The organism is Cryobacterium melibiosiphilum, from assembly GCF_003602235.1.
In the GTDB taxonomy this organism is placed as follows: Bacteria; Actinomycetota; Actinomycetes; order Actinomycetales; family Microbacteriaceae; genus Cryobacterium; species Cryobacterium melibiosiphilum.
The window spans coordinates 1-10,651 of sequence record NZ_QZVS01000031.1; the positions used below are offsets into that span (position 1 = coordinate 1).

Consider the following 10,651-nt stretch of genomic DNA (forward strand, 5'->3'; position numbering starts at 1 on the left):
CCCGCCCGGGCCGCCGCGCCTGCCGAGGAACGCGCTGTCGCCGCGCCCGCGGCCCCCGCCCGGCCGTCCCGGGTCGAGGAGCCGCCGCCCTTCAGCGATGACGATGCGCCGCCGGACTTCGATTCCCCGCCGGACGAGCCGTACGCCGCGACGCCGTATGTGCCGCGCGCCCACGCCGCGGGCCAGAACTCGGGCCAGAACTCGATGGTGCAGAACCGTCCTGGCGCCGCGCCCGCGGGCGCGACGGCCGGGGGAGTGCCGGCGGCAGCATCCGTCGCCGGAAGCACGCCGACCGGCCAGAACCCGCAGAACAACAACCCGAACCGCCCGCAGCCCGCGCAGAACCGGGCCGGCACGCGACCGGCGTTCGCCGAGAAGCAGCGTTACGGCGAGGCCGTGATTCGCGAGATTCTCGGGGCCACGTTCCTCGAGGAGATGGCCCACGATTCGTCGCCGCGGCCGAGAGGGGCCTAGCTCATGTATGAAGGAATCGTTCAGGAACTGATTGACGAGCTCGGGCAGCTGCCCGGGATCGGGCCGAAATCGGCGCAGCGCATCGCGTTCCACATTTTGCAGACCGAGAAGTTCGACGTGACGCGGCTGGCCAATGTGCTGCTCGAGGTGCGCGACAAGGTGCGGTTCTGCGACGTGTGCGGCAACGTGTCGGAGCAGCCGACGTGCCTGATCTGCCGGGATCCGCGCCGCAACCCCGCGCTGATCTGCGTGGTCGAAGAGGCCAAGGACGTCGTGGCGATCGAACGCACCCGTGAGTTCAAGGGGCTGTACCACGTGCTCGGCGGGGCGATCAGTCCGATCGACGGGGTCGGACCGGACGACCTGAGCATCCGCCAGTTGATGCAGCGCCTCGCGGACAACACCGTGCAGGAGGTCATCATCGCGACCGACCCGAACCTCGAGGGCGAGGCGACCGCGACGTACCTCTCCCGGCTGCTGACGACGCTCGAGATTCGCGTGACCCGGCTGGCGTCGGGCCTGCCGGTCGGCGGCGACCTCGAATACGCCGACGAGGTCACCCTGGGCCGCGCGTTCGAAGGCCGCCGCGAGGTCACCCACTAGCGACCCGCCCCGCGTACCATTCGACGGAGTTCGGCCGGGAAACGCGCGTTTCCGGGCTGAACCCGGCCGAAACCGGGTTCAACACCGTCGAATGGTACAGGGACGCGGGGCTGGCGGGCCGGGTGACGGATGCCGTGGGCCGGCCGGGTGTCGGAGGGTGCGGCATCCGTCGCCCGCGTACCATTCGACGGAGTTCGGCCGGGAAAAGTGCGTTTCCGGGCTGAACCCGGCCGAAACCGGGTTCAACACCGTCGAACGGTACAGACCGGCCAGGCGCCGACCGCGGCGGGCTCAGCGCAGCGGTTCGCGGGTCGACACCTCGGGCCCGGCCGCCGCCCCGCCCGCGACGAGCACCCCGGCCATCGCGAGCAGCGCCGCGACCGCTCCGTACTGCCCGAGCACACCCTGCAGCGCTGGCAGATAATACGGATACAGCGCCGGCAGCACGATCGACAGGCTGTAGGCGACGCCGTAGCCGCTCGAGCGCACCGTGACCGGAAACCGCTCCGTGAGGTACGCTCCGACCGGCCCGTAGACCGAAACCGTCACGACCTGCAGCCCGACCACGAGCAACATGAGCCCCGGCCCGGCCCCGTGCCGAAAAATCGCGAGGTACAGCACCGGTGCGAGCACCGCCGCGACGAGGCCGAAGCCCACGAAAAACCGGCGCCGACCGACCACCGTCGAGACCTGCCCGCAGGCCGCCATCGTCACCGCCGACACCGCGGTCGCCACGAACATCGTGAGCGCCACGCTCTGGTCGTCGAGGGCCTCGCTCGTTTTCAGCTGCCCGCTCAGCACCGCGACCGCCATGTTCGTGAACAGCCACATGCCGCTCATCAGCACAAAAACCTGCCAAAGCTGCTTCCGGTAGGCGCCAAACAGAATTTCCCGCAACGGATGCCGCGGCCTGGCCGGCACCGGAGCATCCGTCACCGGAATATCGACGACGCGCGAGCGGTAGTAGACGAGCAGGGCGACAGCCATCAGACCGCCGAGCACGAACGGCACCCGCCAGCCCCAATCGGCGTAGCGGGCGGCGCCGAGCGCGCCGAGCAGTGCGAAGACAAGCGCGGCGATGGAGGCGTTGGCCCAGGGCGACATCCACATGATGAGGCCGCTGACCAGGCCCCGGCGCCGGGGCGGCGCCCACTCCATGGCCAGCGGAACCGCGGCCGTGTAGCCGCCGCCGATGAAGATTCCGCCCAGAAACCGCAGCGCCACGATCAGCAGCAGCGTGCCCGGGCCGAGCACACTCTGGGCGGGAACCGCCGCGATGAGCAGGGTGGTCAGGGCGACCCCGGCGATCGTGACCTGGGTGGTGCGGCTGCGCCCGATGCGATCGGCGAGCGGTCCGAACACGGCCGCGCCGAGCGGCCGCCCGACCAGCGTCGCGATGAAGATCAGCCCCGCATTGGCGACCATGTTCTCGGAGCCGTACAGGTGCCCGGCCGCCGGGGCCAGCGCGATGATCGGCAGGAAGATGTCGAACTGGTCGACGAAGTTGCCCATGATCCCGCCGCGCACTGCCCGGCGGGCCGCCGGATGTTGCCGCGCCGGCTGGACGGCAGGCAGGGCCGACGGATGCGACGGCGCCGCGACATCCGTCATCGTCGCCCCCTCCCCGACTGCCCTGTACCGTTCGACGGAGATCGGCCCGGGAAACCGTGTTTGTCGGCCGGAACCGGGCCGAACCGTGCTGAACACCGTCGAATGGTACAGCGCCACCCCGGCGCGTGGCCCGCGTCGCCGGGCTCGCCCGTACCATTCGACGGAGATCGGCCCGGCAAATCGGGTCTGTCGGCCGGAACCGGCCGAAACCGGGTCGAATACCGTCGAATGGTACGGAGACCCGGCCGGGCCGCGCCCGTCACAGCGTCGCCGCCGGCAGGTACACCGAGCTGCCGAGTGCCACGAACTGCGCCGACTTCGCCGACATTCCCGCCTCGATCGCCTCGGGGGTGGTGAGGCCGTTCTCGAGAGCGTAAGTGCGGACATCCGCGCTAATGCGCATCGAGCAGAATTTCGGACCGCACATCGAACAGAAATGCGCGGTTTTGGCCGGCTCCGCGGGCAGAGTTTCGTCGTGAAAGCTGCGCGCGGTGTCAGGGTCGAGGGAGAGCGCGAACTGGTCATTCCACCGAAAATCGAAGCGCGCCCGACTCACAGCGTCGTCGCGTTCCTGCGCCCGCGGATGCGCCTTCGCCAGATCCGCGGCGTGGGCGGCGATCTTGTAGGTGATCACGCCAACCTTCACGTCGTCGCGATTGGGCAGCCCGAGGTGCTCCTTCGGGGTGACGTAGCAGAGCATCGCGGTGCCGGCCTGGGCGATCATGGCGGCGCCGATCGCTGAGGTGATGTGGTCGTAGGCCGGGGCAATGTCGGTCGCGAGTGGGCCCAAAGTATAGAAGGGCGCCTCCTCGCAGAGGTCCTCTTCGAGACGCACGTTTTCGACGATTTTGTGCATCGGAACGTGCCCGGGGCCCTCGATCATGACCTGCACCCCGTAGGATTTCGCGATCTTGGTCAGCTCGCCGAGGGTGCGAAGTTCGGCGAACTGGGCCTCGTCGTTGGCGTCGGCGATCGACCCGGGTCGCAGGCCGTCGCCGAGCGAGAACGTGACGTCGTAGCGGCGCAGAATCTCGCACAGCTCGACGAAGTGGGTATACAGAAAACTCTCCTCGTGGTGGGCGAGGCACCAGGCGGCCATGATCGACCCGCCGCGGGAGACGATACCGGTCACCCGTTTCGCCGTCAGCGGCACGTACCGCAGCAGCACGCCGGCGTGCACGGTCATGTAGTCCACGCCCTGCTCGCACTGCTCGATCACCGTGTCGCGATAGATTTCCCAGGTCAGCAGTGTCGGATCGCCATTCACCTTCTCGAGCGCCTGGTAGATCGGCACCGTGCCGACCGGAATCGGGGCGTTCCGCAGAATCCATTCCCGGGTCAGGTGGATGTCCTTGCCCGTCGAGAGATCCATGAGCGTGTCGGCGCCCCAGCGTGCGGCCCAGACCATCTTCTCGACCTCCTCGGCGACGGATGACGTCACCGCCGAATTTCCGATGTTCGCGTTGATCTTCACCGCGAAGGCCCTGCCGATGATCATCGGCTCACTCTCCGGATGCTTATGGTTGGCCGGGATCACGGCCCGCCCCCGCGCGACCTCGTCGCGCACGAGCTCCGGGGCGAGCCCCTCGCGGGCGGCGATGTACGCCATTTCGGGCGTGATGATGCCGGCCCGGGCCCAGACCAGCTGGGTCGCGGCGCCGTCGATCGGCTCCGGGCGCGCCCAGGCGTCGCGGGTTTTCGCGAGCCCGGTCTCGACGTCGATCGCTTCACGCTCGTCGGTGTACACACCGGAGGTGTCGTACAGGTCGAAGTGTTCGCCGTTGCTGAGATTCACCCGGCGCACCGGAAAACGGATGTCGGGGTGCCCCGGCACGGGCTCGTACCGTTTCGTGCTGCCCCAGATGGGGCCGGTGGTGACCGCGGTGCCGGTGCTGCTGCCGCTTGTGGGCATGGTTGTAGCGTCGTTCGTGGGCATTCTGTTGGGCTCCCTACGCCGGCATTACCCGGACAGGTTCAACGGTCGACGGCCCTGGCCGCCCTCTCAGCTCGCTGGTGCGAGCTCCCGTGGTTGATGGTGCTGATGAGTGACACTTCACCCTAACGCGGCCCCGCCTCGCCCCGCCGCCGCGTACCATTCGACGGAGTTCGGCCCCGAAAACAGCATTTCGAGGCCGAAACGGGCCGAAAACGTGCTGAACACCGTCGAATGGTACAGACACGCGGTGACGGATGCCGTGGCCCGGCTCGCCGACGCGGCCCGCGGCATCCGTCGCCCTGCCCCGCCCGGCCCGCGCCTCGCCCGCCGCCGCGTACCATTCGACGGAGTTCGGCCCCGAAAACAGCGTTTCCCGGCCGAATCGGGTCGAAAACGTGCTGAACACCGTCGAATGGTACAGACACCACGCGCACCGTGCCGCACGGCCGCACGGCGTCATATGAACGCCCGCACAACCCGCAGCATTTAGACTGGGCCCTTGGGGCGCACACTCACCCCCAAGAACCCTCTGGAGTACCCGTGGCCCTGATCGTGCAGAAGTTCGGCGGATCATCCGTCGCCGACGCCGAAAGCATCAAGCGGGTCGCCCGGCGCATCGTCGACACCCGCAAGGCCGGCAACGAGGTCGTCGTCGCGGTTTCGGCCATGGGCGACTCGACCGACGAACTGCTCGACCTCGCCCACCAGGTCACCCCGATCCCGGCGCCGCGCGAACTCGACATGCTGCTCACCGCAGGCGAACGCATCTCGATGGCGCTGCTTGCCATGGCGATCAAGAGCATGGGCTACGACGCCCGCTCCTTCACCGGCAGCCAGGCCGGCATGATCACGGATGCCCGCCACGGCTCCGCCCGCATCGTCGACGTGACCCCGGGCCGCCTGCGCGATGCCCTCGACGAGGGAGCGGTCGCCATCGTCGCCGGCTTCCAGGGGTTCAACCGCGATACCAAGGACATCACGACCCTCGGCCGCGGCGGCAGCGACACCACCGCCGTCGCCCTCGCGGCCGCGCTCGGCGCCGACATCTGCGAGATTTACACGGATGTCGACGGCATCTTCACCGCGGATCCGCGCGTCGTTCCCCGTGCCCGCAAACTCGAACGCGTGACGAGCGAAGAAATGCTCGAACTCGCCGCCGCGGGCGCCAAAGTCCTCTATATACGTGCAGTGGAATATGCCCGTCGGCACGGCGTGACCCTGCACGTACGCTCCTCGTTCAATAAGAACACCGGCACGATCGTCTACAACGCGGCAGCCGCCCGCGCGAATGGAGAGACAGTGGAAGAGCCAATCATCGCGGGAATCGCCGCCGACCTGAGCGAAGCGAAGGTCACCGTTGTCGGTGTACCCGACATTCCCGGCAAGGCCGCGCTGATCTTCAAGATCGTCGCGAACACCAACGCGAACGTCGACATGATCGTGCAGAACGTCTCGGCGGCCTCGACCGGCCTCACCGACATCTCCTTCACGCTGCCGAAATCGGAGGGCGAGCAGGTACTGACCGCCCTCACCAACCAGCAGGGCACCATCGGCTTCACCGGCCTGCAGTACGACGACCAGATCGGCAAGCTCGCCCTGGTCGGCGGCGGCATGCGCACCAACACCGGTGTCTCGGCGAAACTGTTCGAAGCCCTCTATGAGGCGGGTATCAACATCGAGATGATCTCGACCAGTGAGATCCGCATCTCGGTCGTCACCCGGGCCAGCACGATCAACGAGGCGATGCGTGTCGTGCACCACGCCTTCGGCCTCGATGACGACACCGAAGCCGTCGTGCACGGCGGCACCGGCCGCTAACCCGCCCGGTCCAGTCGGCGCCGCGCCGCCGGTTCCGGTCAGGTATGCCGGTCACCCCCGCCGTCCACGTACGCCTCATGGCGATGTTCGCGGCATAACTCCTGCAGTTCGCCGCCAGCCGTTAAAAGTCGCCCGTCATTCCGGGCCTCGGCCGAAATTCCGGCAGATTCTGCAGGAGTTATGCCGGCCGGGCCCACGCCACCCGACGGATGTCCCCCCTCCCGTCACCGGAATCACCCCCGATCGAAGGAATTACAGTGAGCACCAGCAGCACCACGAGCACCTCCGGCACCACAGGCCTGAACATCGGGGTCGTCGGCGCCACCGGCCAGGTCGGGGCCGTCGTGCGTCGCCTGCTGGACGAGCGCGACTTTCCGGTGCGCAGCATCCGCTTCTTCGCGTCGGCGCGTTCCGCCGGCACGTACTTGCCGTTCCGCGGCGTCGACGTGATCGTGGAAGACGCGGCCGTGGCCGATCCGACCGGGCTCGACGTCGCGATCTTCAGCGCCGGCGCAACCCTGTCGAAGACCCAGGCCCCGCGCTTCGCCGCGGCCGGCGTGACCGTGGTCGACAACTCGAGCGGCTGGCGGATGGACCCCGAGGTTCCCCTCGTCGTCAGCGAGGTCAACCCCGAAGCCATCGACCTCGCGGTCAAGGGCATCATCGCCAACCCCAACTGCACAACGATGGCCGCGATGCCCGTGCTGAAGGCCCTGCACGACGAGGCCGGACTCGCCCGCCTGATCGTGAGCACCTACCAGGCGGTCTCCGGCTCGGGACTTGCCGGTGCCTACGAACTCGCCAGCCAAGTGCGCGTTGCCGTCACCGACGAGAACCTGCTCGGCCTCGTGCACGACGGCAGCGCCGTCACGCTGCCCGAGCCCACGATCTACGTGCGCCCGATCGCGTTTGACGTGATCCCGCTGGCCGGGGCTCTCGTCGACGACGGCCTCTTCGAGACCGACGAGGAGAAGAAGCTGCGCAACGAGAGCCGCAAGATCCTCGGCCTGCCGAACCTGCTCGTCTCCGGCACCTGCGTGCGCGTTCCCGTCTTCACCGGGCACTCGCTCTCGATCAACGTGGAGTTCGACCGGCCGCTGTCGGTCGCCCGCGCCACGGAACTGCTGACGGATGCCCCGGGCGTCACCCTCACGGACGTTCCGACGCCCCTGCAGGCGGCCGGCCAGGACGACAGTTTCGTCGGACGCATCCGTCAAGACGAGGGTGTGCCCGACGGCCGTGGATTGGCCCTCTTCATCAGCAACGACAACCTGCGCAAGGGTGCCGCCTTGAACGCGGTGCAGATCGCCGAACTGATCGCCGCCCGCCGCGCCGCGTAGCCGCGCCGGCCCGTCCGTTCCCTGCCCTGTACCGTTCGACGGTGTTCGTGGTCGAACCGGGCTGTTTGGGCGCGGAAACGTGCTTTCGGTCGCGCATCTCCGTCGAATGGTACGGGGTGGGCGCGGGCGGCGGCATCCGCGGGCCGGGGCCTGTACCCTTCGACGGTGTTAAGGGTCGAAAGGGGCTGTTAAGGCGCGGAAACCTGCTTTTCGTCGTGCATCTCCGTCGAATGGTACGGGGACGGGGCGACCCGCGCCCGGCCAGGCCAGAACGGGGGAGACCAAAGGGGCGCAATTAGGCGGAAAAGAGAGTACGTTCGACTATTCTCTGAATTTGTGAGCGAAAAATGGACATTGGCGGGCGTGACCCGTCCGGTGTTCGTCGTGTTCGCCGTCGTGGCCTTCGCGCTCATCATCATCTCGGCCGAAACGGCCATCGTCACGCCCGGCCGGCAGTGGCCCGTGATCGTGCTCGGCGTATTGTGCGCCGCGGCCCTCGAGATCCCGAAGCTGCAGGTCGGCAGCGTGCGCCACCGCACCCCGGTCATCACCCTGCCGGTGATCGCGCTGCTGTCGCTCGAGACGGTGCTTCCGCTGCGCATCGCGGTCGGCGTTATGGTCACCGGGGTGCTGCTGATCGAGGTGACGCGCACCCACAGCTGGGCGATCGCCCTCTACCGGGCCGGCCTGACCGGCTTCGGCGGGGTGATCTGCTCACTGGTTTACCTCGGCCTTGGCGGGCTGGGCGTGCCGGTGCTGATCAAGGCGGCTGTCGCATCCGTCGTCTATGTCGGCTTCGTGATCGCGGTCGAAACCATCCGCATGCGGTACACCCGCACCACCTTCGACCTCGGCGGCAAGCCGATGCTCTCCCCCCGCCGGGTGCTGCTGGTCGCCGGCGGGTACGCCGCGATCGCCGCGATCGCCGCCCAGTGGAACCACGCCTTCACCGACGGCACCAACGAGTCCATCGGCGTCGTCGTCGTGCTGCTCACCCTCACCCTGATCGCCGCTGCCGAGAAACTCGTCATTCGCAGCGTGATCATGCGCCGCCGGCTGGTCGGCATGATCGCCGGCGTCGCCGACCTGAACGCGAGCACCTTCGTCGAAACTCCGCGTCGCGACGTCTCCACCGACGGGGCTTCGGGCACGGATGCCGCCGCCGACATCACCGAGATGCTCTGCCGGGCGGTCTCCCGCACGGTCGGGGTCGAGTCCGTGACCGTGCGCGACGCCCCGCCGGTGCCCGGGGAGATCGGCGTCGTCGTCGCGCTGACCGCCGGAACCGAGCAGTACGTCGTGGCCCGCCGCGACCCCATGGACCGCGGCTTCACCCGCGACGACGAGCTCGCTTTGCGCGCCCTCGCGCGCACCGCCGACACGGTGGTCACGGCCCGCTCCGACATCGGCGGCCTGATCGTGCGCGCCAACACCGACCCGCTGACCGGGCTGCCCAACTACGGCGCCTTCCAGGTGGCCCTGGCCAACATCAACGAGCACCGCAACTACGACGAGGCCCTCGCGGTGCTCTTCCTCGACCTCGACGACTTCAAGAAGCTCAACGACCGCTTCGGCCACCAGAGCGGCGACAGCGTGCTGCACGAACTCGGCCGCCGCCTGCGCCGCGCGGTCGGCCCCCACGACGTGGTCGCGCGGGTCGGCGGCGACGAGTTCGTGGTGATCCTCACCCGCCTCACCAGCCTGGCCGAAGCCAAGGCCATGGCCGAGGAGATCCTCAGCGCCGCCAGCCAGCCGCTCAGGGTCGGCGACAACCAGTTCACCATGGTGCTGAGCATGGGCCTGGCCTACTCCGCACGGCAGGAGAGCGACGTGTCCCTCCTCATCCACGACGCCGACCAGAGCATGCTCGCCGTCAAACGCAGCCGCCGCGCCGGCGGCCCGTCGAACGAGAGCAGCCTCAGCATCAGCGAGCACCGCTCCACCGCCATGGACGACCTCATCGCCCACGCCATCGACGACGACCTGCTCGAACTCGCGTTCCAGCCGATCGTGAGCCTCGTCACCGGCCAGATCTGGGCCTTCGAGGCTTTGGTGCGCTACACGGATGCCGACCTCGGCCCGGTCTCCCCGCCCGCCCTGGTCGAAAAAGCGAAGAGCCTCGGCCGCCTCGACGCCCTCACCCGCCAGGTCGCGATCAAGGCCATGCGCGCCGCCGCCGATTTTCGGCTCGAAGACTCCCGCATCGTCTGCATGACTTTCAACATCGAGGCCTCACAGATCGTGCCCGGACGGCTCGGCGACTTCGTCGAGATCCTCGCCGACCGCTACCCCGAGATCTCGCTCTGCCTCGAGCTCAACGAACGCTCGGTCAGCAGGGTCTCGGCCGAGATCCGCGCGCAGGTCGAGCACCTGCGCGACGCCGGCATCATGATCGCCCTCGACGACTACGGGTCGGAGGACTCCTCCGTCGACGCCCTCGTGCGCCTGCCCATGGACATCCTGAAAATCGACCGCAGCCTCGTGGACGACCTCGCCGACATCCGTCAGCGTGAGGTGCTGACCGCGCTGCAGGGCTTCGGCGACAAGCTCGAGTACTCGATGATCGTCGAGGGCGTCGAAAACGCCTTCATGGCCGAGCAGCTGCAGATGCTCGGCATCCGCGCCGCCCAGGGCTTCCACTACGGCATGCCCGAAAGCTACGCGGTGACGATGCACCGCCTCGAACGCTTCGGCGCCAAGGCGGTCATGCCCGGCGGCGTGCCCACGGCGTCGACGACGGATGCCGCTCCCGCCTCCGTCCCGCCGGCGCCGCCCGCGGTCCCCGCGTCCACCGCTGCCGCGGGCGGGGTGTCCGGTCGCGTCGCCGCAACCGCTGACCCCGCACCGTTCCCGCCCGCCGGCCCCGAGG

Annotated in this window: 6 protein-coding genes and 1 pseudogene; 5 read left to right on the top strand and 2 right to left on the bottom strand. The window is 68.6% G+C overall.

Annotated features, from left to right (window positions below; translation table 11 throughout):
* Both D6T64_RS22385 and recR read left to right on the top strand, forming a co-directional pair.
* Positions 1 to 474, top strand: a pseudogene (locus D6T64_RS22385) (hypothetical protein); the annotation flags it as partial.
* A 3-nt stretch (positions 475 to 477) separates the two neighbouring features.
* Positions 478 to 1,077, top strand: coding sequence for a recombination mediator RecR (gene recR, locus D6T64_RS00650; protein WP_119970455.1), 600 nt, complete (start codon positions 478 to 480; stop codon positions 1,075 to 1,077).
* 291 nt (positions 1,078 to 1,368) lie between these two features.
* On the opposite strand, the gene D6T64_RS00655 is transcribed toward recR, so the two are convergent.
* Positions 1,369 to 2,688 (bottom strand): MFS transporter, encoded by a 1,320-nt coding sequence (locus tag D6T64_RS00655; RefSeq protein WP_119970457.1) that lies wholly within the window; start codon positions 2,686 to 2,688, stop codon positions 1,369 to 1,371.
* A gap of 259 nt (positions 2,689 to 2,947) precedes the next feature.
* The gene (gene thiC / locus D6T64_RS00660; protein ID WP_119970460.1) at positions 2,948 to 4,600 is read right to left on the bottom strand and encodes a phosphomethylpyrimidine synthase ThiC; all 1,653 of its coding nucleotides are present in this window, start codon (positions 4,598 to 4,600) and stop codon (positions 2,948 to 2,950) included.
* A gap of 564 nt (positions 4,601 to 5,164) precedes the next feature.
* Between thiC and D6T64_RS00670 the strand changes: the two genes are divergently transcribed.
* The 3 genes from D6T64_RS00670 to D6T64_RS00680 form a co-directional block, all read left to right on the top strand.
* Positions 5,165 to 6,442: an aspartate kinase gene (locus D6T64_RS00670; RefSeq protein ID WP_119970464.1), complete on the top strand. Its 1,278-nt coding sequence runs from the start codon at positions 5,165 to 5,167 to the stop codon at positions 6,440 to 6,442.
* 257 nt (positions 6,443 to 6,699) lie between these two features.
* On the top strand, positions 6,700 to 7,782 hold the full coding sequence (locus tag D6T64_RS00675) for an aspartate-semialdehyde dehydrogenase (RefSeq protein WP_233550754.1): 1,083 nt from the start codon (positions 6,700 to 6,702) through the stop codon (positions 7,780 to 7,782).
* A 363-nt stretch (positions 7,783 to 8,145) separates the two neighbouring features.
* A partial coding sequence (locus D6T64_RS00680; protein WP_119970469.1) for a putative bifunctional diguanylate cyclase/phosphodiesterase occupies positions 8,146 to 10,651 on the top strand: 2,506 nt, incomplete at its 3' end.

Excerpts from the sequence above, each read along its gene's own strand:
- recR (WP_119970455.1), top strand. The coding sequence starts at position 478 with ATGTATGAAGGAATCGTTCAGGAACTGATTGACGAGCTCGGGCAGCTG.
- D6T64_RS00655 (WP_119970457.1), bottom strand. The coding sequence starts at position 2,688 with ATGACGGATGTCGCGGCGCCGTCGCATCCGTCGGCCCTGCCTGCCGTC.
- thiC (WP_119970460.1), bottom strand. The coding sequence starts at position 4,600 with ATGCCCACAAGCGGCAGCAGCACCGGCACCGCGGTCACCACCGGCCCC.